The following is a 529-nucleotide window of genomic DNA, read 5'->3' on the forward strand; positions in this document are numbered from 1 at the left end:
ACCGGTCAGCTCGTAGCCGAGCCGAGCGAAGATGCCCTCGTCCCGCCAGGCGGCGAAGTAGAAGTAGACGGTTCCGTGCGGCGGGAAGTCGTGGGGCAGGTATTTCCACGGGACGCTGGTCCGGTTGAGGTAGAGAATCGCGTTGAACACCTCGCGCAGGTCCACCTGGGCGGGCTGGCCGGTGGGCCGGCGGTCGAGCCGGGCCTGCCGCCAGGCGTGCAGGGTGGGGGCGATCAGCTCCCAGCGGGCATCCGACAGGTCACTGGGGTACGGCGTGCGCGGGCTCATGACAGACGCTCCTACCTGGCGTGCCTGTCCCTAAACCCTCCTGGGCGGACGTGGCCGGGCGGTCGGGAGGGAGTTTTCGCCCATCATCGAACCAGACAGAATCCGCGCCGCATATCCGAACTCAACGGATGCCATGATCGCGGCCGCGGGATGCGCGAACGTGCTCCTACGACGCGAAACACGCAAAGGCAGCCGGCCTCAAAGAGGAATTATCGTCACCAGGGCTGCGTAAACATCCACT

The 529-nt window shown here is 66.2% G+C and carries 1 protein-coding gene; it reads right to left on the reverse strand.

Annotation, left to right across the window (positions count from 1 at the left end):
* A partial coding sequence (locus QOZ89_RS47090) for a transposase (protein WP_312630404.1) occupies window positions 1-288 on the reverse strand: 288 nt, incomplete at its 3' end.
* Window positions 289-529 lie beyond the last annotated feature (241 nt).

This window comes from Pseudofrankia coriaricola, from assembly GCF_032027725.1.
GTDB lineage: Bacteria > Actinomycetota > Actinomycetes > Frankiales > Frankiaceae > Pseudofrankia.